Below are 22,188 nucleotides of genomic sequence, written 5' to 3'. Positions count from 1 at the left end.
TTAAGGCAGGGCGTATGCCCTGCCAGAACGTTTGCCCAGCTTACGACATGGGCGAGAATCCGTAACACGGCCGACGAAACAGGACAAAACAGATGTCTAAAATTTTTGATTTCGTAAAACCAGGCGTTGTCACCGGTGATGACGTACAGAAAGTATTCCAGGTAGCGAAAGAAAACAAATTCGCGCTGCCGGCAGTTAACTGCGTGGGCACCGATTCCATCAACGCTGTACTGGAAGCGGCCGCAAAAGTTAAAGCGCCGGTTATCGTTCAGTTCTCCAACGGCGGCGCCGCGTTTATCGCCGGTAAAGGTTTTAAATCCGATGAGCCGCAGGCCGCTGCGATCGCCGGCGCCATCGCTGGCGCGCATCATGTGCACCTGATGGCGGAAAAATATGGCGTGCCGGTTATTCTGCACACCGACCACTGCGCGAAAAAACTGCTGCCGTGGATCGACGGCCTGCTGGACGCGGGTGAAAAACATTTCGCCCAGACCGGTAAGCCGCTGTTCTCTTCCCATATGATCGACCTTTCCGAAGAGTCTCTGGAAGAAAACATCGAACTCAGCAGCAAATATCTGGCGCGCATGGCGAAAATGGGCATGACGCTGGAAATCGAACTGGGCGTAACCGGCGGTGAAGAAGATGGCGTAGATAACTCCCATCTCGACAGCTCCGCGCTGTATACCCAGCCGGAAGATGTTGATTACGCTTACACCAAACTGAGCGAAGTCAGCCATCGCTTTACCATCGCTGCTTCTTTCGGCAACGTTCATGGCGTTTACAAGCCGGGTAACGTGGTACTGACGCCGAAAATCCTGAAAAACTCACAGGAATATGTTTGCCAGAAACATAACCTGCCGCACAACGCGCTGAACTTCGTGTTCCACGGCGGTTCCGGTTCTTCTGCTGAAGAGATCAAAGAGTCTATCGACTACGGCGTGGTCAAAATGAATATCGATACCGATACCCAATGGGCGACCTGGGACGGTATTCTGCAGTATTACAAAAAGAACGAAGGCTACCTGCAGGGGCAGCTGGGCAACCCGGAAGGCGACGACAAGCCGAACAAGAAATTCTACGATCCGCGCGTCTGGCTGCGTGCTGCTCAGACCTCTATGGTGACGCGCTTAGAGCAGGCGTTCAAAGAGCTGAACAACATCAACACGCTGTAATCAGCACACGGTAGTAAAAAGGCCCTGCGGGGCCTTTTTTTATGCCGTTTTGATATGAAAATGTAACCTTTATTGCCGCTTCTTTGGCGAAGCGCGAAAACATTGCTTACCCTTTGTTAATGGTTCGTCAGCTCCTACTGGCGGTTTGGCTTACTTTATTGGGGAACCAACAAAGGGTGGATCGATGCAAGATTTGAATGTGGTTAACGGTATTAACAGCGCGGGCGGCTGGCTGGTGCATAACCAGGCGCTGCTGCTGAGCTATGCGGTCAATATTGTCGCCGCCATTGCCATCATTATTGTCGGGATGATTATTGCGCGCGTGGTGGCTAACGGCATTAATCGACTGCTGCGGACGCGGCATATTGACGCTACCGTGGCCGATTTTCTGTCGGCGCTGGTGCGTTACGGTATTATCGCCTTTACGCTGATCGCCGCGCTGGGGCGCGTCGGGGTACAGACCGCTTCGGTTATCGCGGTGCTGGGCGCCGCGGGTCTGGCCGTCGGCCTGGCGCTGCAGGGCTCGCTCTCCAACCTGGCGGCGGGCGTACTGCTGGTAACTTTCCGCCCGTTCCGCACCGGCGAGTTTGTCGATCTTGGCGGCGTAATGGGTACGGTTCTGCACGTACAGATTTTCTCTACCACGCTGCGTACCGGCGATGGCAAAATCGTCGTGGTGCCGAACGGTAAAATCATCGCGGGCAATATTGTTAACTTCTCGCGTGAGCCGGTGCGGCGCAACGAGTTTGTGATTGGCGTCGCCTATGATGCCGATGTCGATAGGGTTATCGCCCTGCTGCGTGAAGTCGTGGATGCCGATGCGCGCGTATTGCAGGATCGCGGCGTACAGATCGGCCTGAACGAGCTGGCGGCCTCGTCGCTGAACTTTGTCGTGCGCTGCTGGAGCAACAGCAGCGATCTGCAGGATGTTTACTGGGATCTGATGAAGAACTTTAAGCGCACGCTGGACGCGCATGGCATCGGCATTCCCTATCCGCAGATGGATGTCCATCTGCATCAGGTCGATGCTGCGCGCGCGCCGGACGCAAGCGCGGCGACGCCGGCCAGAGCCGAATAAGCCTGAGCGGGCGAGGAAGGCCTCGCCCTGCTTTATTAGCGCTGCTGATGATCCATTAATTCTTTCCATTTCACCCCCTGTTGCCGCCGCTATACACTTCTCCACCATTATCTTTACGGAGAAAAATTGATGTTATCCGTCTATTTTCAGGGCTTTGCTCTGGGTGTTGCGCTGATATTGCCGCTGGGGCCGCAGAACGCGTTTGTACTGAACCAGGGAATTCGGCGTCAGTATCATTTAATGACCGCCGCTATCTGCACGCTCAGCGATATTGTATTGATCTGCGCCGGCGTGTTTGGCGGCAGCGCGCTGCTTAACCAGTCGCCGCTGCTGCTGAATCTGGTAACCTGGGGCGGCGTCGCCTTTCTGCTCTGGTATGGCTGGGGAGCGCTGCGCGCCGCCTTCAGCGCCAATATCGAACTGACCAGCGCCGCGATTAAACAGCAAAGCCGCTGGCGCATTCTCGCCACGCTGGCCGCCGTGACCTGGCTGAATCCGCACGTTTATCTCGATACCTTTGTGGTGCTGGGCAGCCTGGGGGGCCAGCTGCCGCAGGAGGCGCGCCGCTGGTTTGCGCTGGGCACCGCCAGCGCCTCGCTGTTCTGGTTCTTTAGCCTGGCGCTGCTGGCGGCCTGGCTGTCGCCGCGGCTAAGCACCCAGGGCGCGCAGCGCGTAATTAATCTGCTGGTCGGCCTGGTGATGTGGGGCATCGCGCTGAAGCTGGCCTTGCAGGCGGTTGCCGGTTTCCAGTGACGGCAACAGAAGGTAAACGGGGCGGCAAAAAAAGAAACTTTTGCCAGAATAAAAACTCAGAGCAACACGCATGTCATCGGGCGCGAACTTATGTCAGGCTGACATATTGTCAGGGCAATGGTTTAACGGCGCCCCGTTTATTTGTTTTGTCTCCAAGGAGGACCCTCCGTGAAACTGAAAGCACTGGCTCTGGCCGCAATGATGGGTTTAGGTTCGGCCCCTTTAATGGCGCAGGCTGATGAGCTGCCCAACGGGCCGCATGTCGTCACTTCCGGTCAGGCCAGCGTCGACGCGCGGCCCGATATCGCCACGCTGGCGATCGAAGTCAACGTCTCGTCGAAAGATGCCGCCGAAGCGAAAAAACAGGCGGATACGCGCGTCGCGCAATATTTCGATTTTCTGAATAAAAACGGGATTGAGAAAAAAGATATCGATGCGGCTAATCTGCGTACCCAGCCGGAATATGACTACACCAAAGAAGGGAAGGCGGTGCTGAAAGGATACCGCGCGGTGCGCCAGGTGCAGGTCACTCTGCGTCAGCTTGATAAGCTAAACGATCTGCTGGACGGCGCGCTGAAATCGGGCCTGAATGAAATCCGCTCCGTTGAGCTGGGCGTAGCCAATCCTGACAGCTATAAGGCGAAGGCGCGTCAGGCGGCGATTGAAAACGCTACCCAGCAGGCAACGGCGCTGGCGCAGGGATTTAACGCCAAGCTGGGGCCGGTTTACAGCGTGCGTTATCACGTCGCCAACTATCAGCCGATGCCGATGGCGCGTATGTATAAGGCGGCAGACGCCGCGCCGATGGCCTCTGCGGCGCAAACCTATGAACAGCAGAGCATTCACTTCGACGATCAGGTGGATGTGGTGTTTGAACTTCAGCGCAACTAAAGACGTCGCCGGACGCGGGGAGTTTAGCTTGCCGCGTCCGGCGGCTTAGGTTGCGGTTTCAGGCGACGCGAGTCGCCTTTTTTAGCGGCGCGCTTTCAGCAGGGCAGTTTCTTCTTCCTGACGCAGCACGCGATGACCGTGCGCCAGCAGCGCGTCGGTGACGCGCCGCATCAGGCGGCTTTCCGGCGCAAAGCGGTGCCAGTAGAGCATACGCCGCTGATAAAGGCCGGGCGTCAGATCGATCAGCTCGCCGCTGGCAAGCTCCTTCTCAATCTGCAGGTGCGGGATCATACAACAGGTCGATCCCTGTCGCGCCAGCTGCACAAAGGCTTCGGAAGAGTTAACGATATGGCAGGGCACGCTGCCCGGCGAGAGATCGAAATTCTGCTGCAGAAAAGCCTGATGCATATCGTCCAGGTGATCGAACGCCACCGCAGGCGCCTTCAGCAGCGCGGAGCGGGTGACGCCGTTGGGAAAGTAGCGCGCGGCGAACTCGCGCGAGCCGACGAACAGATAGTCCAGCGCGCCAAGCCGATCCACCAGACAGCTGGGCAGCGGCTGCGGCTGAATACTCACCGCGCCTACCACTTCGCCCCGGCGTAAGCGCTCCTGGGTGCGGGTCTCATCCTCTACCTGCAGGTTCAGGCGCACTGGCGAATCGGCCAGCACATCCTTCAGCGCGGGCAGCAGCCAGGTCGCCAGACTGTCGGCGTTCACCGCCAGCGACAGCAGAAGCGGCGTGGTGGCGCCGTTTTCATCGCCGAGCCATTCATCTTCCAGCAGCTCGACCTGATGCAGCAGGGCGAGCAGCTTTTGCCCCTGTTCGGTAGGACGCGGCGGTATGGTGCGCACCAGCAGCGGCTGACCAAACATATTTTCCAGCTGCTTGATGCGTTGTGAAACCGCCGACTGGGTAATGCATAATTTTTGCGCCGCGCGCTCAAAGCCGCGTTCGCGGATCACAGCATCCAGGGCCTGAAGCGTTCGATAATCGGGTCTTTTCATTGTTATGTTGCTCTCATCCAGGAATGCCCAGGGCACTATGCCATAAAATCATCGCCTTGCCCCTGATGTTGCGCTTGCTAATCTGTGGGGCGCTTTGCAAAGCCATTAATCGTCACGTAGCGAATGCGCACTTTCTCCGGTGCTTGTTTTATACTACGCGCACACTACTAGCACAGGTTTTAAACATACCATGACGCAGGATGAACTGAAAAAAGCAGTAGGCTGGGCCGCGCTGGACTATGTCAAGCCGGGAACCATTGTCGGCGTGGGTACGGGCTCCACCGCCGCCCACTTTATTGATGCGCTCGGCTCCATCAAACATCAGATTGAGGGCGCGGTTTCCAGCTCGGAAGCTTCCACGCAGAAGTTAAAGAGCCTGGGCATTCATGTCTTCGATCTCAATGAAGTGGATTCGCTGGCGATCTACGTTGACGGCGCGGATGAAATCAATCCGCAGATGCAGATGATTAAGGGCGGCGGCGCGGCGCTGACGCGCGAAAAAATCGTCGCGGCGGTGGCGGATAAGTTTATCTGTATCGCCGACGCTTCCAAGCAGGTGGATGTGCTGGGCCGTTTCCCGTTGCCGGTTGAGGTGATCCCGATGGCGCGCTCTTACGTAGCGCGCGAGCTGGTGAAGCTGGGCGGTCTGCCGGAGTATCGGCAAAACGTCGTTACCGATAACGGCAACATTATTCTCGACGTGCATAATCTCAGCATCGTTAACCCCAGCGAACTGGAGCGCGCCATCAACGCGCTGCCCGGCGTGGTAACCGTTGGCCTGTTTGCCGCGCGCGGCGCCGATGTGGCGCTGATCGGCGGCGCGGACGGCGTTAAAACCATCACCCGGTGATCTTTCTGGCGCGCCGGACGCGCCAGTTATTTCTCAGTGAAAATCATCTTTTCTCCGCAGACGACAATTTAGTGACTTATGTCACATAATTATTCCCTGTCGCGCTATCATACTGCCTGCTTTTATATTCGCGCCATAATCTGTTGTATCCGTCCCGCTCGCCATACAGCCATGCTGATGCGCAGGCAATCGGTTGTATTGCCGCCCGCGTAGATTTTGTTATTTTGACAGAAGGCTGGCTTATTACAGCCCCATCTGAAGTCCGCAAAATAGGGTCGGGAAATGGCAAAAGTATCACTGGAGAAAGACAAGATTAAGTTTCTGCTGGTGGAAGGCGTCCACCAGAGCGCGCTGGATAACCTGCGCGCGGCAGGCTACAGCAATATTGAATATCATAAAGGCGCGCTTGACAGCGATGCGCTGAAAGAGGCGGTGCGCGATGCGCATTTTATCGGTATTCGATCCCGTACTCAGCTGACCGAAGAAATTTTTGCCGCGGCAGAGAAGCTGGCGGCGGTAGGCTGCTTCTGCATCGGCACTAATCAGGTGGATCTCGACGCGGCGGCCAAACGCGGCGTGCCGGTGTTTAACGCTCCTTTTTCCAATACCCGCTCGGTGGCGGAGCTGGTGATCGGCGAGCTGCTGCTGCTGATGCGCGGCGTGCCGGAAGCGAACGCCAAAGCGCATCGCGGCGTCTGGAATAAACAGGCGGCGGGCAGCTATGAAGCGCGCGGCAAACGGCTGGGCATTATCGGCTATGGCCATATCGGCATGCAGCTGGGCGTGCTGGCGGAAAGCCTGGGGATGCACGTTTTCTTCTACGATATTGAAAACAAGCTGCCGCTGGGCAACGCGACGCAGGTGGCGCATCTCTCCGATCTGCTGAACATGAGCGACGTGGTTAGCCTGCACGTGCCGGAAACCCCCGCCACGCAGAATATGATGGGCGCCGAACAGCTGGCGCTGATGAAGCCCGGCTCGCTGCTGATTAACGCCTCGCGCGGCACCGTGGTGGATATTCCGGCGCTCTGCCAGGCGCTGGGCAGCAAACACCTTGCCGGCGCGGCGATCGACGTCTTCCCGGAAGAGCCTGCAACCAACAGCGATCCCTTTACTTCTCCGCTCTGCGAGTTTGATAACGTGCTGCTGACGCCGCATATCGGCGGTTCGACGCAGGAAGCGCAGGAGAATATCGGTATCGAGGTGGCGGGAAAACTGGCGAAGTATTCCGATAACGGTTCCACGCTGTCGGCGGTCAACTTCCCGGAAGTGTCGCTGCCGATGCATGGCGAACAGGTAAGCCGCCTGCTGCACATCCATGAAAACCGTCCCGGCGTGCTGACGGCGATTAACCTGATTTTTGCCGAGCAGGGCATCAACATTGCCGCACAGTATCTGCAAACCACGCCGGTTATGGGCTATGTGGTGATCGATATTGATGCGGAGAAAGATGTGGCGCACCGGGCGCTGACGTTGATGAAAGCGATTCCGGGCACGATTCGGGCGCGTTTGCTCTACTGATTAACGGAAAACAGCGTGAGCCGGCACGCCGTCCCGTCTGCGGGGCGGCGTTTTACATTTCCCACTGCCAGAAGTGCGAAGGCGTCAGGATAGCCGGCAGCGGAATATCCCAGTCGGCTGCCGGCAGCTTTTCTACCCGCTGGCAGTCATGCGCCAGCCCGATCGGTAAGAAGCGGTGCTGCCGCCAGTTTTGCAGGGTGCGATCGTAAAAGCCGCCGCCCATGCCGAGCCGCTGCCCCTGGCGATCGAACGCCACCAGCGGAACGAACATCACGTCCAGCCCGTCGAGCGGAATAATGTGTCTGACGTCCAGCGGCGGTTCCGGGATGCGTACTCTGTTCGGCGCCAGAATGGTTTCCGGCGTGTAGCGAACAAAGATTAGGTTGCCTGGCGAGAAGGGGTGCAGAACGGGCAGATAGACCTGTTTTTGCTGCTGCCAGAGCCGGGCAATCAGCGGGCGGGTATTGAGCTCGCCGTCAACGGAGAGAAACAGCGCAATATGCTGCGCCCGATCTACCGGCTCAATATGCAACGCGTGTTCGGCAATGCTGTCTGCCGCCAGCGTTTGCTGAGCAGCGCTCAAACCGCGTCGTAGACGGCGCACGTGGGTACGAATTTCCTGACGGTCGATCTGAGATAAAGCCATGGGGGTTCCTGCGCCTGCGGATATGGTGCGACTATAACACACCAGGGGCGAGGGTTTTCAAGACGCCGAACGGGCCGGCAATGAGAAAACAGATATTAACTTAAGGATAAAGAAAGGAATCTCCGAGATGCCGCCGTAGGCTGTAACCCTTGAACCCTTGGTTCAAGGTGAATGTGTCGTCGTAACCATCAGGCTTCCCGGACGGGCCGGGCATGCTCACAGGTTGCGGAGCGCCACATTCTGTGGTTTTGAAATATCGGCTCAGGGGACTGGCCCACTTGCAAACATCTCAGAGAAATTGTACTTCACCGCCACTGTATCTGTATCACAGCAGGCCGTAAAGCTTTATTCGAACTTTGCGCCCTGGCGCTCAGTTATGCGACCTTGTTCAAGCAGCGCTTGCTCAATAGTCTGCTGCAGCATACGAATGCGTTGTTCCATGTTAGCAGCGTAGTCGCGGGTTTTCACCTTTTCCTGCGCCAGCTCATGACAAATATTCAACGCAGCGATAAACACCAGCTGCTCTGTATTTGTGACTCTAGTGCGAACTTTCAGATCTTGCAACCGCTGATTAAGATCTTCTGCAGCTGCGTTCAGAGCATCTTGCTGTTCAGGTGGACAATTCACGCGCAGTGAACGTCCAAAAATCTGAATATCTACCGGTTGTGCAGACATGCCACCTTCCTGACTGATTACTGCGCCCGCATCGCTCTGAACCTGCTCCGGCTCAGAAGGGGCGCCACTATATCTACCCTTGTGTGAAGAAACAAGCCCTTTCTGGAAACCTCAAGGCACCTGGTGGTAGCATAACACGAACTTAATCCGCCAACGATGATGAATGCGTATGTCTACAGATAACACACGGCCGGGCTATCAGGCGCTGGCATCCGCTCTGAACCAGCAGGGCGTAGGAATGACACCGGCTGAAATGCACGGCCTGATCAGCGGCATTGTCTGCGGTGGCAATAAAGATCACAGCTGGAAAACGCTGGTGCATGATTTAACCAACGAGGGGCTGGCTTTTTCTCAGTCGCTGGCGCAGCCGCTGCAGGCGCTGCACGCGCATATCCAGGATACGCTGGAGGAGGAGGGCTTTCTGTTCCAGCTGCTGCTGCCTGACGAGGATGAAAGCAGCGTTTTTGATCGTGCCGATGCGCTGGCCGGCTGGGTGAACCATTTCCTGCTGGGGCTGGGCGTAACGCAGCCGAAGCTCGATAAGGTGAAAGGCGAGGCGGGCGAAGCGATCGACGACCTGCGCACCATCGCCCAGCTTGGCTATGATAAAGAGGACGATCGGGATGAGCTGGAGCAGTCGCTGGAGGAGGTGGTGGAATATGTTCGCGTTGCCGCGCTGCTGTGCTACGAAACATTCAACCCGCCGGTGATGCCCACCGCGCCGGAAGTGAAAAAGCCGACGCTGCACTGATCGTTTTGCTGGCGCCGCGTAACGGCCTCACTCAGGGAGAAGATACGAATGATAACGCTGGATACTTTTTTGCAGCGCCGCCAGGCGCTGCTGGCGCGTATGGCCTCAGGCAGCGCGGCGTTGATTTTCGCCGCGCCGGAGGTGACGCGCAGCGCGGATACGGAATATCCCTTCCGCCAGAACAGTGATTTCTGGTACTTCACCGGCTTCAACGAGCCGGAAGCGCTGCTGATCCTGATAAAAAGCGATGAAACGCATAACCACAGCGTGCTGTTTAACCGCGTGCGCGATAAACAGGCGGAAACCTGGTTCGGCCGGCGTCTTGGACAGGAAGCGGCGCCGGAAAAGCTGGGCGTCGATCGGGCGCTGCCGTGGGATGCGCTCGACGAGCAGCTGCATCAGCTGCTGAACGGTCTGGCGGTGGTTTACCATGCGCAGGGCGAATATGATTTTGCCGATCGTATCCTGTTCAGCGCGCTGGATAAGCTGCGTCGCGGCTTCCGGCAAAACCTGCAGGCGCCGGATACGCTTACCGACTGGCGCCCCTGGGTGCATGAAATGCGGCTGTTTAAGAGCGCAGAGGAGCAGGAGATTCTGCGTCGCGCCGGAAAAATCAGCGCTATGGCGCATACGCGCGCTATGCAGGTCTGCCGCCCCGGCATGTTTGAATATCAGCTGGCCGGAGAGATTCATCATGAATTTACCCGTCACGGCGCGCGCCATCCCTCCTATAACACTATCGTCGGCGGCGGCGAAAACGGCTGCATTCTTCACTACACCGAAAATGAAAGCGAGCTGCGCGACGGCGAGCTGGTGCTGATTGACGCAGGCTGCGAACTGGACGGCTATGCGGGCGATATCACCCGTACTTTCCCGGTAAACGGTAAATTTACCGCGCCGCAGCGTGCGATTTACGACATTGTGCTGGCTTCGCTGTACAAGGCGCTGGAGCTGTTTCGCCCCGGCACCAGTATTCGCGACGTTAATGAAGAGGTGGTACGGATTATGGTCACCGGCCTGGTTGAGCTGGGCGTTCTGCAGGGCGACGTAGAGCTGTTAATCGCGGAGAACGCGCACCGGCAGTTTTATATGCATGGCCTGAGCCACTGGCTGGGGCTGGACGTGCATGACGTCGGACACTACGGTACGCCGGATCGGGGCCGCATTCTCGAACCTGGCATGGCGTTGACCGTTGAACCAGGCCTTTATATCGCGCCGGATGCTGAGGTGCCGGCGGAATATCGCGGCATCGGCATTCGTATCGAAGATGACATTCTGATCACCGAGCAGGGCAACGAAAACCTTACCGATAGCGTGGTAAAAGATGCCGACGCGATCGAAGCGCTGATGGCGGCAGCGCATCAGGCATGAGCGTGATCGTTGCCGGCGGCGGCATGGCTGGCGCAACCCTGGCGCTGGCGATTTCACATCTGACTCAGGGAGCCTTGCCGGTCACGGTTATCGAGGCGGTGGCGCCGGGCGATCGGGCGCATCCCGGCTATGACGGGCGGGCGATCGCGCTGGCGGAAGGCACCTGCCGGCAGCTGGCGGCAATAAACCTGTGGCCTGCGCTGGCGCAGTGCGCTACGCCGATTACCCACGTACATGTCAGCGATCGCGGCCATGCCGGCTTCGTTAATATTGATGCCGCCGACTATGGCGTCAGCGCGCTGGGCAATGTGGTTGAGCTGCATGAAGTGGGCAATCGTCTTTATCAGCTGCTGCGTCAGGCGCCGGGCGTGTCCCTGCGCTGCCCTGAAAGCGTCAGCCTGGTGGAACGGCGCCCGGATGGCGTAAGCGTGACCCTGGGCAGCGGCGAACGGCTGGAGGGGCAGCTGCTGGTAGCGGCGGACGGCTCACGTTCGCGCAGCGCCGCGGCGTGCGGTATCCAGTGGCGCAGCGAGGATTATCAACAGATGGCGGTTATCGCCAACGTCACCACGCAGATCGCGCATCAGGGACGGGCGTTCGAACGCTTTACCCCGCACGGCCCGCTGGCGCTGCTGCCGATGTCAAACGGCCGCAGTTCGCTGGTCTGGTGTCATCCGCCGCAGGAAAAAGCGCGTATTGACGCCTGGAGCGACGCGGAGTTTTTAGCCGCGCTACAGCAGGCGTTCGGCTGGCGTCTGGGACGCTTTACCCAGGTGGGGCAGCGTCACAGCTATCCCCTGATGCTGCAAACGGCTGAACAAACCGTAGCGCACCGGCTGGCGCTGGTGGGCAACGCGGCGCAGACGCTGCATCCCATCGCCGGACAGGGGTTTAATCTCGGTATGCGTGATGTGATGTCGCTGGCTGAAACCCTGGCATCCGCCTGGCGTCAGCAGCAGGATCCCGGCAGTTTCGCCGTGCTGCAACGCTATAACCAACGGCGAATGCCGGATCGCAACGCCACCGTCGGTATTACCGATGGGCTGGTGCGGATTTTCGCTAATCGCTATCTGCCGCTGGTGGTTGGACGCAATCTTGGCCTGATGACAATGGACAATTTACCCTGGCTGCGCAACCGCCTGGCGGAGCGAACGCTTGGCTGGGTAGCGCGCTGAAAAGAGGATTTCAATGCAAACTTATGACGTGGTAATCGCTGGCGGCGGTATGGTAGGGCTGGCCGTTGCCTGCGGATTGCAGGGCTGCGGGCTGCGTATCGCGGTGCTGGAAAAATCGGCCCCTGAAGCCTTTAACCCCGGCCAGCCGCACGGCCTGCGCGTTTCCGCAATCAACGCCGCCAGCGAGCGTTTGCTGCAGCACCTGGAGGTCTGGCCGTCGATTCTGGCGCTGCGCGCCAGCAGCTATCACGGCATGGAAGTGTGGGATCGCGACAGCTTTGGGCGCATTGAATTCGATGAACCGCAGGGCGTCAGCCACTTAGGCTATATCATCGAAAATCAGGTGATTCATCAGGCGCTGTGGCAGCGCGCGCAGCAGCTGAGCGATATCACCCTGCTGGCGCCCGCTGAGCTACAGCAGGTCGCCTTTGGCGATAACGAAGCCTTTATTACCCTGCAGGATGGCGGCATGATGAGCGCGCGCCTGCTGATCGGCGCAGACGGCGCCCGCTCCTGGCTGCGTAACAAGGCGGATATTCCGTTAACCTTCTGGGATTATGAGCACCACGCGCTGGTAGCGAATATTCGCACCGCGCAGCCGCATCAGGCGGTAGCGCGTCAGGTTTTTCACGGTGAAGGGATCCTGGCTTTCCTGCCGCTCAGCGATCCGCATCTCTGTTCTATTGTCTGGTCAGTAGCGCCGCAGGAGGCTGCCCGCCTGCGCGATATGCCCGCCGCGTTGTTTAATCAGCAGCTTTCGGTTGCCTTTGATATGCGTCTTGGTCTGTGCGAGCTGGAAAGCGAACGACAGACTTTTCCGCTGACGGCGCGCTATGCCCGCCAGTTTGCCGCTCACCGGCTGGCGCTGGTTGGCGATGCGGCGCATACCATTCATCCGCTGGCCGGGCAGGGGGTAAACCTGGGCTTTATGGATGCCGCCGAACTGGCTGGAGAGATCCGCCGCCTGCATCAGCAGGGTAAAGATATTGGTCAGCACCTCTATCTGCGTCGCTACGAACGCAGCCGCAAGCAGAGCGCCGCAGTGATGCTGGCCGGCATGCAGGGGTTTCGCGAGCTGTTTGCTGGCAACAATCCCGCTAAAAAACTGCTGCGCGACCTGGGACTGCGGCTAGCTGATACCTTGCCCGGCGTTAAGCCGCGCCTGTTAAAACAGGCGATGGGGCTGCACGATCTGCCGGAATGGCTGCGATAAAAGATGATTTAAAGGGCCGAAAGGCCCTTTTTTAATGGCGCAGGTGGCCCGCCGACAGGCGCAAAACGCCGCTTTCCGTCAGGCGTGATCGCGCCAGCAGCGGGTATCGGCGTTGACCATCTGCGCCGATCGAACGGCCTTGCGCCTGCAATGGTCTTATCGCTATCTCAGCGGTTCTCATTTAGCCGGTTAAAAGCGGATATCGGTGCGGCGATCACAAAATATTCGATTTTTCCGGGTTATAACAAAGCCATATCGGGCCTGTTTAAAAAGGCGATTTTATCGGCTCTTCTGCCGCGGCTGGCTATTTATCAAGGCCGTCGCCAGAGAGTCGCGATGCTGGCGCCCATGTCGCTTCAATTAGCGGAACAATAAAAAGGAAATAATTTTTATAAAAAATGGCAACCGCAGGAGTAAGGATATGAACGGTTTAGATATAGAAGAAGAGTTAGTTAAAAACGGATTTACCAGTAAGGATCTTGCCGTTATGCGTGAATATTTACGGCGCGACGGCACCACCTATCTGATACTTCTGCATAAACTCAGAAGCAAATTTTTAGTGATGCTTATTATCATTCTGTTAATAATGGCAGGGATTGTTTATACCATAAATTTTGAGAGCGGCGAGATGATTTATAGTTATATCGCCGCGCTGTGCGTCGCTGTGCCGATAGTTTGTTTGGTTAAGTCAGTGAGGCTTGGCTACAAGGCCTTTATTTATAAAATAAAGGAGTAGCAGAAAGCCATTTCCTGCAACTAAACGCCGGCTCATTTCTGGTTATTCAACAGATAATTGTTCAGATAATGCGCAGCGAAAAAAGCTGCTTTTGGCGTAAAGCCGTCAAAGAGTCTGCTTTATTCAGCTGTCAAGATGGTAAAGCGTTTTCTTTATTGACGCATGCCGGGAAGATGATAACGATTTTCTTGATGGCACAGCGAGAATTATATTGTTAGTGCATCAAGGCTGGTCTCAAAACTTCTGAATAATAAAAAATAAACTCTTTTAATTGCGGATATATTGTTGGCTGGCATGACTTTACCGCCTGTTTCGTCGCTGATTATTGTTAAAAATAATACAGTTTCCGTTCTGATTCCCGGCGGTAGCTGGGGGAGAAAGTTTGATTATTGTTGCCTGCGTGGAGGGCGCACGCGGGCAGCGGTTTTTATGATGATAACTCTTGCGGCGATAACTTAAGTCAGAACTTATATCTGTCGGCAAGTCGGCAAGTCGGCAAGTCGGCAAGTCGGCAAGCGGGTAAGCCGGTAAGGTAAGCCGACGCCTGCATATTGGTATACCGACGCTAACATGCCGACGCCTGCATACCGGTATACCGACGCCAATACGCTAACAGCCTTCATTACACAAAGCGCATCTTTTATTCCGCTGTCCGCTGTTGCACCGTTACGATGCGTCTGTCTCTTTTTTAGCCGCTCGTTTGAAATATTCTAATTTTACTCCCGGCTTCGCATTAGTTTTAGTCATGCAAAGGAAAATTCTCAACCGGGCAAGTTTTGCGTTATTCAGGGATTGGCTGGTGTTTAACCTGTGTTGTTACGTTTCTGTTGCTTGTTATGTGCCTTACTGCGCATTTTTTTAGTGAAAAGTTCTGCACAATCCGTTGAACCCGGCAGGCGCCCGCGCATGATTCACCTTCGTTTAGCTTATGGTTAATCCTGCCGTTCGGTGGTAACGTCAGAGCAAAGACAACGTTTGCGTCGGACGTTTTAGCCACATTTAGCGTCTACTCAACCCGTTAACGTACAGGAATGTTATGAAGCAGACTCCTTTGTATGAACAGCATCAGGCCTGCGGTGCCCGCATGGTCGATTTCCACGGCTGGATGATGCCGCTGCATTATGGATCGCAGATGGATGAGCACCACGCGGTACGTAACGATGCCGGCATGTTCGATGTCTCCCATATGACCATCGTCGATCTGCGCGGCGAGCGCACCCGCGAGTTCCTCCGCGTGCTGCTGGCTAACGACGTCGCACGCCTGACGCAGCCGGGCAAGGCGCTTTACAGCGCGATGCTGAACGCCTCCGGCGGCGTAATTGACGACCTGATCGTTTACTTCATGAGCGAGAACTGGTTCCGTCTGGTGGTTAACTCCGCTACGCGCGATAAGGATCTGGCATGGATTAACGAACATGCGCGTCCCTTTAACGTTTCGTTGCAGGAACGTGACGATCTGGCGCTGATTGCCGTACAGGGTCCGGCGGCGCAGCAAAAGGCGCAGACGGCGTTTAGCGAGGCGCAGCGACAGGCCGTTAGCGGCATGAAGCCATTCTTTGGCGTTGAGGCCGACGGCTGGTTTATCGCCACCACCGGTTATACCGGCGAAAGCGGTTATGAAATCGCCTTACCCAACGAACAGGCCGCCGGGCTGTGGCAGCGCCTGCTGGCGGCAGGCGTGAAACCGGCCGGGCTGGGGGCGCGCGATACGCTGCGGCTGGAATCGGGGATGAATCTTTATGGGCAGGAGATGGATGAAGGCGTTTCGCCGCTGGCGGCGAATATGGGCTGGACTATCTGCTGGGAACCCAACGATCGTCAGTTTATCGGCCGCGAGGCGCTGGAGCTGCAGCGTGAAAAAGGCACCGATAAGCTGGTTGGCCTGATCATGACGGAAAAAGGCGTGCTGCGTAATGAGCTGCCGGTCGCCTTTACCGATGCGCAGGGCAACCTGCAGCAGGGCGTGATCACCAGCGGCTCCTTCTCGCCGACGCTGGGCTGCAGCATCGCGCTGGCGCGCGTTCCGGCCAGTATTGGCGATCGCGCTATCGTGCAGATCCGCAACCGGGAAGTGCCGGTTAAAGTCACCAAACCTATTTTCGTTCGCGCCGGTAAGCCGGTCGCTCAGTAACTATCAGGAGATTGTGGCGATGAGCAATGTGCCAAATGATTTAAAATATCGTGAAAGTCATGAATGGGTGCGCAAGGAAGCTGACGGTACCTGGACCGTAGGCATTACTGAGCATGCGCAGGAGCTGCTGGGCGATATGGTATTCGTTGACCTGCCTGAAGTAGGCGCCAGCGTGACCGCAGGCGACGACTGCGCGGTGGCGGAATCCGTAAAGGCGGCTTCGGATATCTATGCGCCGCTGAGCGGCGAAATCGTGGCGGTGAATGAAGAGCTGGAAGGCGCGCCGGAGCTGGTTAACAGCGACTCCTATGGCGCTGGCTGGCTGTTCCGCATTAAAGCCAGCGATGAATCCGAACTGGATCAGATGCTGGATGCGGCAGGTTATCAGGCCGCCATCGACGAATAATCTCAATCGGCTATCTGCGCTGCCGTCGCGCGTGGATAGCTCTCTGGCGAGGCCAGCCGCGTCTGGCCCATTATCTCCATGTTGACCGCTGTAGCCAGCCTCTCAGGATTAACGATTCATGACTCAGACTCTCAGCCAGCTTGAACATACTGGCGCCTTTATCGAACGCCATATCGGTCCTTCTCCAGAGCAGCAGGAAAGCATGCTGCAAACCATCGGCGCCGCTTCGCTAAATGAACTCATCGCCAGCATCGTGCCGGCGGATATCCAGCTGCCGGGGCCGCCCGCTATCGGCGATGCGCTGCCGGAACATCAGGCGCTGGCGGAGCTAAAAGCGATCGCCAGCCGCAACCAGCGCTTTAAATCTTATATCGGCATGGGCTATACGCCGGTGCTGATGCCGCCGGTCATTCTGCGCAACCTGCTGGAAAATCCCGGCTGGTATACCGCCTATACCCCTTATCAGCCGGAAGTGTCGCAGGGCCGCCTGGAGGCGCTGCTTAACTTTCAGCAGCTGACGCTGGATTTAACCGGCCTGGATATCGCTTCCGCCTCGCTGCTGGATGAAGCAACGGCGGCGGCGGAAGCGATGTCGATGGCGAAGCGCGTAACGAAGCTGAAAAACGCCAATAAGTTTTTTGTCGCCGACGATGTGCATCCGCAAACGCTGGACGTGGTGAAAACCCGCGCCGAAACCTTCGGCTTTGAACTGCTGATTGATAAAGCGGAACGGGCGCTGGATCACGAAGGCGTGTTCGGCGTACTGCTGCAGCAGGCAGGCACCACCGGCGAGCTTCATGACTACAGCGCGCTGATCGCTGAACTGAAAGCGCGTAAGGCGATTGTCAGCGTGGCGGCTGATTTTATGGCGCTGGTGCTGCTGACAGCGCCGGGTAAACAGGGCGCGGATATCGTCTTTGGCTCAGCCCAGCGTTTCGGCGTGCCGATGGGCTACGGCGGCCCGCATGCCGCCTTCTTCGCCGCCCGCGATGAGCATAAGCGCTCAATGCCGGGGCGTATTATCGGCGTATCGCGCGATGCGGCGGGCAATACCGCGCTGCGCATGGCGATGCAAACGCGCGAGCAGCATATCCGCCGTGAAAAAGCGAACTCCAACATCTGTACGTCGCAGGTGCTGCTGGCGAATATCGCCGGCTTCTATGCGGTATATCACGGCCCGGCCGGGCTGAAGCGCATCGCCGGCCGTATCCATCGTCTTACCGATATTCTGGCGGCGGGACTGCAGCAGGGCGGCCTGACGCTGCGCCACCAAAGCTGGTTCGATACCCTGACGGTTGAGGTCAGTGATAAAGCGGCGGTGCTGGCGCGCGCACTGAGCTTCGGCGTTAATCTGCGCACCGATATTCATCAGGCGGTGGGCATCACGCTGGATGAAACCACCAGTCGCGAGGATGTCGCCACGCTGTTCGCTATTTTGCTCGGTGACGATCACGGTCTGGATATCGATACGCTGGATAACCGCGTGGCAAGCAACAGCACTTCGGTGCCGCCTGCGCTGCTGCGCCAGCAGCCGATCCTGACGCATCCGGTGTTTAATCGCTATCACAGCGAAACCGAGATGATGCGTTATATGCACAGCCTGGAGAAAAAAGATCTGGCGCTGAACCAGGCGATGATCCCGCTTGGCTCCTGCACTATGAAGCTGAACGCCGCCGCAGAGATGATCCCGATTACCTGGCCGGAGTTTGCCGAGCTGCATCCGTTCTGTCCGGCAGAGCAGGCGGCGGGCTACCTGCAAATGATCGGCCAGCTGTCGCAGTGGCTGGTGCAGCTCACCGGCTATGACGCGCTCTGTATGCAGCCCAACTCCGGCGCGCAGGGAGAGTACGCCGGGCTGCTGGCGATTCGTCGTTACCATGAGAGCCGCAACGAGGGCGAGCGCAATATCTGCCTGATCCCCAGCTCCGCTCACGGGACTAATCCGGCTTCAGCGCAGATGGCGGGCATGGCGGTAGTGGTGGTGGCCTGTGATAAGCAGGGCAATATCGATCTGCACGATCTGCGCCAGAAAGCGGAGCAGGCGGGCAGCGCGCTTTCCTGCATTATGGTGACCTATCCTTCCACGCACGGCGTGTATGAAGAGACCATCCGTGAAGTTTGCCAGATCGTGCATCAGTACGGCGGTCAGGTTTATCTGGATGGCGCGAATATGAATGCGCAGGTCGGCATCACTACGCCAGGCTATATCGGCGCCGATGTCTCGCATCTCAACCTGCATAAAACCTTCTGCATTCCGCACGGCGGCGGCGGGCCGGGCATGGGGCCGATCGGCGTGAAAGCGCATCTGGCGCCCTTTGTGCCGGGCCATAGCGTGGTGCAAATTGACGGCGTTCTGACGCAGCAGGGCGCCGTTTCCGCCGCGCCTTTCGGCAGCGCCTCGATACTGCCGATCAGCTGGATGTATATCCGCATGATGGGCGCGCAAGGGCTGAAGCAGGCCAGCGCCGTGGCTATTCTGAATGCGAACTATATCGCCAGTCGTCTGCAGTCGGCTTATCCGGTGCTCTATACCGGGCGCGATAACCGCGTGGCGCATGAATGTATTCTCGATCTGCGTCCGCTGAAGGAGCAGACCGGCATCAGCGAGCTGGATATCGCCAAACGCCTGATCGATTACGGTTTCCATGCGCCGACGATGTCGTTCCCGGTAGCGGGCACGCTGATGGTTGAACCGACGGAATCGGAAAGCAAGGTGGAGCTGGATCGCTTTATCGAGGCGATGCTGGCGATTCGCGCCGAGATCGATCGCGTCGCCAGCGGCGAATGGCCGCTGGAAGATAACCCGCTGGTGAACGCGCCGCATACGCAGCAAGAGCTGGCAGGTGAATGGGCGCATCCCTACAGCCGTGAGCTGGCGGTATTCCCGGCCGGCAGCGGGAATAAATACTGGCCGACGGTGAAGCGTCTGGATGACGTTTATGGCGATCGCAATCTGTTCTGTTCCTGCGTGCCGCTGAGCGACTATCAGTAGCCGCGCTGCGAGAAACAGGCGTAGCCGGATAACATACGGCAGGTACAAATAAAAAGGGTTTGGTAACAAACCCTTTTTTCGTTAGCGCTTTTTTACTGTTCCTGCAATTCCAGTTCAGCGACTACGGGTAAGTGATCGCTGGCAGCTGCCCAGTTAAAGTCATTTGTTACAGAGGGAACGGTAAGGTTTTTAACCTTCCATTTTTGACCTTTAAAGGTAAAAATGTGGTCAAGATCAAGAGCTGGATTAACGGCAGGCCAGGTGCGGGTATCTGCGCCATTTTTAATCACCGGGTTCCAGAAGTAATTAATTTCTTTAATTGGCTGTTCTTCGGCTGTGGAATTAAAGTCGCCAGCAAGTATTTTTATCGCAGAAGCGATATTAGTGAAATCAGAAGGCGCATCACCAATACTCAGATCGAGTAAATAGCGTGCCTGATTAATACGTACCTCTGGGTTTTTTTGCCAGTCCAGGTGCGTCGTCATAACAATAATCGGCGAATCGAAGCCGGGTTTAGTGATTTGCGACAGAAGGGCCACGCGCTGTTCTGCTGTTCCCGAAGGTAGATTAATCACCTGGGATTTATCGATTTTATATTTCGACAGTAATCCGACGCCATATTCTCCGCCATCGAAATCCAGTGCCTTACCAAAGGCATAAAACAAGTGGTTTGCTTCTGCAATTTTGGCGAGTTGATTAATATTTCCACTGCGATGTGTCTGATTATCAATCTCCGTTACGGCTATCACATCGGCATCTATTTTCTTTATTGCCTGATTCAGCTGTGTCAAATTCGTAACGTCGTCTGACGCTTCGTTTTTGCCGATATTATAAGCGGCAACCTTTAGCGTTGGTTGATTATGCGTATATATTTTGTTCGCTGTGCCGCCTTTATTAACCGCAAGTATCTCCGATCCGGTAAGCGGTGTGCTGGCGTAAAGAGGAGAGGAAGTGATAATACAGCAAGCGAACAATAGCGGTGAACTTTTCAATTTCATATTTTTTGCCGGTTAAAAAACAAAGGATTTCATGTGGATCTTGTCATATTGGCAAAAAGATTTTGTGATATAGCTTACAAACTTAATTTTAATGGTTAAAAAAGTAGGTGAGCGTAGAAAGAACAGAGAGCTATGACGGGTTAATTATTGAATTTAAGCAATCTGTAAAACAATAATTAATTGATGGTTAGCCTTTTATTTAATTACGAGGTGAGATAGGTTATTTTATTGTAAGTTGATAAGGGCGTACTTATTAATAAAGGCCGGATTGCGCCGGCCTGTCCGTTTACAGCTGCTCGCCGTTGCTGGCGATAACCTGCTGATACCAGCCAAAGCTTTTCTTCTTCGAGCGCGCCATAGTCCCGCTGCCGTCATCGTTTTTATCAACGTGAATAAAGCCGTAGCGCTTGTCGTACTGGCCGGTAGTGAAAGAGACGCAGTCAATACAGCCCCACGGCGTATAGCCCATCAGATCCACGCCATCCTCCAGCACCGCTTTTTTCATCTGCTCGATATGCGCGCGCAGATAATCGATGCGGTAGTCGTCCTCGATCAGGCCGTCAGCGTTCGGCTTATCGATAGCGCCAAAGCCATTTTCCACGATAAACAGCGGTTTCTGGTAGCGCTCATAGAGCGCGTTCATTGAGTAGCGCAGGCCAACCGGATCGATCTGCCAGCCCCAGTCGGAAGCTTTGACGTGCGGATTCGGCACGCTGCCTTCAAAGCCGGTAATTGAAGCGCCTTCGCCTTCAGCATTTGCCTGCACCGCGTTGCTCATGTAATAGCTGAAGCCGATATAGTCGCAGCAGCCGTTGCGCAGCGCCTCTTCATCGCCCGCTTCCATCTCGATCTGGTAGCCTTTACGCGCCCATTCCTGCAATACGTAGGCAGGATAGTAGCCGCGCATTTGCACGTCGCTGAAGACATAGCGACGATGCATCGCTTCCTGGGCGAACATCACATCGTCAGGATGGCAGGAGAAGGGATAAACCGGCACCATCGCAATCATGCAGCCAATCTGAAAATCGGGATTAATGCGGCGCCCCAGCGCCACTACCTGCGCGCTGGCGACAAACTGATGATGCATCACCTGATACATCGTCTGCTCAGGATTATCATGCTCGGTGAAGATCACGCCGGAGCAGCAGTAGCCGAACAGCGGATAGTTCCAGGTGCGCTGGTTATTAATCTCGTTAAAGGTCATCCAGTATTTCACTTTGTGCTGGTAGCGGCGCATCACCACTTCGCTGAAGCGCACAAAGAAATCGACCACTTTACGGTTCAGCCAGCCGCCATACTGTTTTACCAGGTGCCACGGCATCTCAAAGTGCGAGAGGGTGATTACCGGCTCAATGCCGTGCTTCAGCAGCTCATCAAACAGATCGTCATAAAACTGCAGGCCCGCCTCGTTTGGCTCCAGCTCATCGCCCTGAGGAAAAATACGCGTCCAGGCGATAGAGGTGCGGAAACATTTGAAGCCCATCTCGGCAAACAGTGCGATATCCTCTTTATAGCGATGATAGAAATCGACCGCTTCATGATTGGGATAGTTATAGCCGGGCTGCACGCCGTCGGTAATCACGCGATCGACGCCGTGCGCGCCGCCGGAAAGCACGTCACAAATGCTGATGCCTTTGCCGCCCCGATCCCAGCCGCCTTCGACCTGATGCGCGGCCACCGCGCCGCCCCACAGAAAATCTTTCGGTAACTGCTGCTGTTTTGACATAAAGCGATCCTTACTGATGCGGTAAAAAAACGGTGCTGTCGCCATGCCTTAACGGCGGCGAAAATAAATTCGCCGGCACGTCGGCAGGCGTGAAATTA

20 protein-coding genes and 1 other RNA gene are annotated in these 22,188 nt (G+C 56.4%); 15 read left to right on the top strand and 6 right to left on the bottom strand.

The features are described from left to right. Window positions 1-92: 92 nt before the first annotated feature. The 4 genes from fbaA (at window position 93) to FKM52_RS13110 (ending at window position 3,894) form a co-directional block, all read left to right on the top strand. A complete protein-coding gene (gene fbaA, locus FKM52_RS13125) occupies window positions 93-1,172 on the top strand; it encodes a class II fructose-bisphosphate aldolase (protein WP_141176624.1) in 1,080 nt (359 codons plus the stop codon). Window positions 1,173-1,356: 184 nt separating this feature from the next. After that, a complete protein-coding gene (gene mscS / locus FKM52_RS13120) occupies window positions 1,357-2,250 on the top strand; it encodes a small-conductance mechanosensitive channel MscS (protein ID WP_141176623.1) in 894 nt (297 codons plus the stop codon). A 129-nt stretch (window positions 2,251-2,379) separates the two neighbouring features. Then, the gene (gene argO / locus FKM52_RS13115) at window positions 2,380-3,003 is read left to right on the top strand and encodes an arginine exporter ArgO (protein WP_141176622.1); all 624 of its coding nucleotides are present in this window, start codon (window positions 2,380-2,382) and stop codon (window positions 3,001-3,003) included. A gap of 168 nt (window positions 3,004-3,171) precedes the next feature. Then, window positions 3,172-3,894, top strand: coding sequence for an oxidative stress defense protein (locus tag FKM52_RS13110; RefSeq protein ID WP_141176621.1), 723 nt, complete (start codon window positions 3,172-3,174; stop codon window positions 3,892-3,894). 81 nt (window positions 3,895-3,975) lie between these two features. Here the strand turns inward: FKM52_RS13110 and FKM52_RS13105 are convergent, their stop codons facing one another. After that, window positions 3,976-4,899 (bottom strand): LysR family transcriptional regulator ArgP, encoded by a 924-nt coding sequence (locus FKM52_RS13105; RefSeq protein WP_141176620.1) that lies wholly within the window; start codon window positions 4,897-4,899, stop codon window positions 3,976-3,978. A 190-nt stretch (window positions 4,900-5,089) separates the two neighbouring features. On the opposite strand from FKM52_RS13105, the gene rpiA reads away from it, so the two are divergent. After that, on the top strand, window positions 5,090-5,749 hold the full coding sequence (rpiA, locus tag FKM52_RS13100; RefSeq protein ID WP_141176619.1) for a ribose-5-phosphate isomerase RpiA: 660 nt from the start codon (window positions 5,090-5,092) through the stop codon (window positions 5,747-5,749). 282 nt (window positions 5,750-6,031) lie between these two features. Further along, window positions 6,032-7,270 (top strand): phosphoglycerate dehydrogenase, encoded by a 1,239-nt coding sequence (serA, locus tag FKM52_RS13095; protein ID WP_141176618.1) that lies wholly within the window; start codon window positions 6,032-6,034, stop codon window positions 7,268-7,270. Between the two features lie 52 nt (window positions 7,271-7,322). On the opposite strand, the gene FKM52_RS13090 is transcribed toward serA, so the two are convergent. From FKM52_RS13090 to zapA, 3 genes are all read right to left on the bottom strand, one after another. After that, window positions 7,323-7,916, bottom strand: a complete 594-nt coding sequence (locus FKM52_RS13090) for a 5-formyltetrahydrofolate cyclo-ligase (protein WP_141176617.1) — start codon at window positions 7,914-7,916, stop codon at window positions 7,323-7,325. A gap of 115 nt (window positions 7,917-8,031) precedes the next feature. Further along, window positions 8,032-8,215: non-coding RNA, 6S RNA (gene ssrS / locus FKM52_RS13085), on the bottom strand. Between the two features lie 46 nt (window positions 8,216-8,261). Beyond that, window positions 8,262-8,591 carry a cell division protein ZapA gene (gene zapA / locus FKM52_RS13080; protein WP_038624303.1) on the bottom strand — a complete coding sequence of 110 codons (330 nt, stop codon included), beginning with the start codon at window positions 8,589-8,591 and terminating at the stop codon, window positions 8,262-8,264. Window positions 8,592-8,760: 169 nt separating this feature from the next. Here zapA and FKM52_RS13075 point away from each other — a divergent pair, with 169 nt between their 5' ends. The 9 genes from FKM52_RS13075 to gcvP all read left to right on the top strand — a co-directional run bounded on the left by FKM52_RS13075 (window position 8,761) and on the right by gcvP (window position 19,366). Then, complete coding sequence (locus tag FKM52_RS13075; RefSeq protein ID WP_141176616.1) at window positions 8,761-9,342, top strand: YecA/YgfB family protein; 582 nt, start codon at window positions 8,761-8,763, stop codon at window positions 9,340-9,342. A gap of 48 nt (window positions 9,343-9,390) precedes the next feature. Then, complete coding sequence (pepP, locus tag FKM52_RS13070; protein ID WP_141176615.1) at window positions 9,391-10,713, top strand: Xaa-Pro aminopeptidase; 1,323 nt, start codon at window positions 9,391-9,393, stop codon at window positions 10,711-10,713. Beyond that, a complete protein-coding gene (gene ubiH / locus FKM52_RS13065) occupies window positions 10,710-11,888 on the top strand; it encodes a 2-octaprenyl-6-methoxyphenyl hydroxylase (protein WP_141176614.1) in 1,179 nt (392 codons plus the stop codon). The genes pepP and ubiH overlap by 4 nt, the downstream gene beginning before the upstream one ends. A gap of 13 nt (window positions 11,889-11,901) precedes the next feature. Then, window positions 11,902-13,101: an FAD-dependent 2-octaprenylphenol hydroxylase gene (gene ubiI, locus FKM52_RS13060; protein WP_141176613.1), complete on the top strand. Its 1,200-nt coding sequence runs from the start codon at window positions 11,902-11,904 to the stop codon at window positions 13,099-13,101. Between the two features lie 84 nt (window positions 13,102-13,185). Next, window positions 13,186-13,476, top strand: a complete 291-nt coding sequence (locus tag FKM52_RS13055; RefSeq protein WP_141176612.1) for a hypothetical protein — start codon at window positions 13,186-13,188, stop codon at window positions 13,474-13,476. A 46-nt stretch (window positions 13,477-13,522) separates the two neighbouring features. Continuing rightward, window positions 13,523-13,837 (top strand): hypothetical protein, encoded by a 315-nt coding sequence (locus FKM52_RS13050; RefSeq protein ID WP_141176611.1) that lies wholly within the window; start codon window positions 13,523-13,525, stop codon window positions 13,835-13,837. A 1,036-nt stretch (window positions 13,838-14,873) separates the two neighbouring features. Then, window positions 14,874-15,968: a glycine cleavage system aminomethyltransferase GcvT gene (gcvT, locus tag FKM52_RS13045; RefSeq protein ID WP_141176610.1), complete on the top strand. Its 1,095-nt coding sequence runs from the start codon at window positions 14,874-14,876 to the stop codon at window positions 15,966-15,968. A 19-nt stretch (window positions 15,969-15,987) separates the two neighbouring features. Further along, window positions 15,988-16,374: a glycine cleavage system protein GcvH gene (gene gcvH / locus FKM52_RS13040; RefSeq protein ID WP_141176609.1), complete on the top strand. Its 387-nt coding sequence runs from the start codon at window positions 15,988-15,990 to the stop codon at window positions 16,372-16,374. Between the two features lie 118 nt (window positions 16,375-16,492). Continuing rightward, complete coding sequence (gene gcvP / locus FKM52_RS13035) at window positions 16,493-19,366, top strand: aminomethyl-transferring glycine dehydrogenase (protein WP_141176608.1); 2,874 nt, start codon at window positions 16,493-16,495, stop codon at window positions 19,364-19,366. 92 nt (window positions 19,367-19,458) lie between these two features. Here the strand turns inward: gcvP and FKM52_RS13030 are convergent, their stop codons facing one another. Both FKM52_RS13030 and FKM52_RS13025 read right to left on the bottom strand, forming a co-directional pair. After that, the gene (locus tag FKM52_RS13030; RefSeq protein WP_141176607.1) at window positions 19,459-20,364 is read right to left on the bottom strand and encodes an endonuclease/exonuclease/phosphatase family protein; all 906 of its coding nucleotides are present in this window, start codon (window positions 20,362-20,364) and stop codon (window positions 19,459-19,461) included. Window positions 20,365-20,650: 286 nt separating this feature from the next. After that, window positions 20,651-22,090, bottom strand: a complete 1,440-nt coding sequence (locus FKM52_RS13025) for a 6-phospho-beta-glucosidase (protein WP_141176606.1) — start codon at window positions 22,088-22,090, stop codon at window positions 20,651-20,653. Window positions 22,091-22,188: the final 98 nt, after the last annotated feature.

This window comes from Mixta tenebrionis (assembly GCF_006517625.1).
In the GTDB taxonomy this organism is placed as follows: domain Bacteria; phylum Pseudomonadota; class Gammaproteobacteria; order Enterobacterales; family Enterobacteriaceae; genus Mixta; species Mixta tenebrionis.
This window is presented reverse-complemented; position numbering and strand designations above follow the sequence as displayed.

What these genes read in the sequence shown, in the direction of transcription:
- fbaA (WP_141176624.1), top strand. Translation starts at nt 93, where the DNA reads ATGTCTAAAATTTTTGATTTCGTAAAACCAGGCGTTGTCACCGGTGAT.
- mscS (WP_141176623.1), top strand. Translation starts at nt 1,357, where the DNA reads ATGCAAGATTTGAATGTGGTTAACGGTATTAACAGCGCGGGCGGCTGG.
- argO (WP_141176622.1), top strand. Translation starts at nt 2,380, where the DNA reads ATGTTATCCGTCTATTTTCAGGGCTTTGCTCTGGGTGTTGCGCTGATA.
- FKM52_RS13105 (WP_141176620.1), bottom strand. Translation starts at nt 4,899, where the DNA reads ATGAAAAGACCCGATTATCGAACGCTTCAGGCCCTGGATGCTGTGATC.
- rpiA (WP_141176619.1), top strand. Translation starts at nt 5,090, where the DNA reads ATGACGCAGGATGAACTGAAAAAAGCAGTAGGCTGGGCCGCGCTGGAC.
- serA (WP_141176618.1), top strand. Translation starts at nt 6,032, where the DNA reads ATGGCAAAAGTATCACTGGAGAAAGACAAGATTAAGTTTCTGCTGGTG.
- FKM52_RS13090 (WP_141176617.1), bottom strand. Translation starts at nt 7,916, where the DNA reads ATGGCTTTATCTCAGATCGACCGTCAGGAAATTCGTACCCACGTGCGC.
- zapA (WP_038624303.1), bottom strand. Translation starts at nt 8,591, where the DNA reads ATGTCTGCACAACCGGTAGATATTCAGATTTTTGGACGTTCACTGCGC.
- FKM52_RS13075 (WP_141176616.1), top strand. Translation starts at nt 8,761, where the DNA reads ATGTCTACAGATAACACACGGCCGGGCTATCAGGCGCTGGCATCCGCT.
- pepP (WP_141176615.1), top strand. Translation starts at nt 9,391, where the DNA reads ATGATAACGCTGGATACTTTTTTGCAGCGCCGCCAGGCGCTGCTGGCG.
- ubiH (WP_141176614.1), top strand. Translation starts at nt 10,710, where the DNA reads ATGAGCGTGATCGTTGCCGGCGGCGGCATGGCTGGCGCAACCCTGGCG.
- ubiI (WP_141176613.1), top strand. Translation starts at nt 11,902, where the DNA reads ATGCAAACTTATGACGTGGTAATCGCTGGCGGCGGTATGGTAGGGCTG.
- FKM52_RS13050 (WP_141176611.1), top strand. Translation starts at nt 13,523, where the DNA reads ATGAACGGTTTAGATATAGAAGAAGAGTTAGTTAAAAACGGATTTACC.
- gcvT (WP_141176610.1), top strand. Translation starts at nt 14,874, where the DNA reads ATGAAGCAGACTCCTTTGTATGAACAGCATCAGGCCTGCGGTGCCCGC.
- gcvH (WP_141176609.1), top strand. Translation starts at nt 15,988, where the DNA reads ATGAGCAATGTGCCAAATGATTTAAAATATCGTGAAAGTCATGAATGG.
- gcvP (WP_141176608.1), top strand. Translation starts at nt 16,493, where the DNA reads ATGACTCAGACTCTCAGCCAGCTTGAACATACTGGCGCCTTTATCGAA.
- FKM52_RS13030 (WP_141176607.1), bottom strand. Translation starts at nt 20,364, where the DNA reads ATGAAATTGAAAAGTTCACCGCTATTGTTCGCTTGCTGTATTATCACT.
- FKM52_RS13025 (WP_141176606.1), bottom strand. Translation starts at nt 22,090, where the DNA reads ATGTCAAAACAGCAGCAGTTACCGAAAGATTTTCTGTGGGGCGGCGCG.